Genomic DNA, 702 nt, shown 5'->3' on the forward strand with positions numbered 1-702 from the left:
GCGTCCGGTCCGAGGGTGCCGAGGTCGATGCGGACGCGGCCGGCGGGGTGGGTGAGGGCGTAGGACATGGCGTGGGTGCGTACGGAGTCCAGGAAGCGGGCTCCGAGCTGGAGGCCGGCCCAGCCGCCGACGAGGATGCGTTCGGGCTGGAAGAGGTTGATCAGGTCGGAGAAGCCGGCGCCGAGGTACTCGGCCGTCTCCTCCAGCACCGCCAGCGCCGTGGGATCCGGCCGCCGCGCACCCGCCTCGCCCCCCTCGCCCGTGGTGTCGGGGTAGGCGGCGGCGAGCATCGCCGTCAGCGCCGCTTCCTCGTCCGTCCCCGCCGGCGGACGCCCGCCCGCCTCCGCCCAGCGCTCCAGCAACGCCTCCGCACCCGCGTACGCCTCCAGGCACCCGAGCGCCCCGCACCGGCAGCGCCGCCCCCGCACCCGCACCGTCAGATGCCCCCACTCCACCGCCCGGCCCGAACGCAGGTCATCGGTGACCACACACGCACCCACACCCGAACCGAACAACACCACCACCGCACTGTGAGCCCCCCGCCCGGCCCCGAACCACATCTCCGCCTGCCCCAGCGTCTTGGCACCGTTGTCGATGAAATACGGCACCGACGCCGGCAACGCCGCCGACTCACGCAACAACCGCTCCAGCGGCACCCCGTCCCACCCGATCGTCTGACCATGCACCACCGCCCCCTCCTCC

Annotated in this window: 1 protein-coding gene; it reads right to left on the minus strand. The window is 73.9% G+C overall.

The window, feature by feature from the left end; genetic code table 11:
• Positions 1-702: ROK family protein (locus tag IE109_RS32855; RefSeq protein ID WP_189555007.1), on the minus strand; the 702-nt coding region annotated here is incomplete at both ends.

This window comes from Streptomyces lavendofoliae, assembly GCF_014649735.1.
GTDB classification, from domain to species: Bacteria; Actinomycetota; Actinomycetes; order Streptomycetales; family Streptomycetaceae; genus Streptomyces; species Streptomyces lavendofoliae.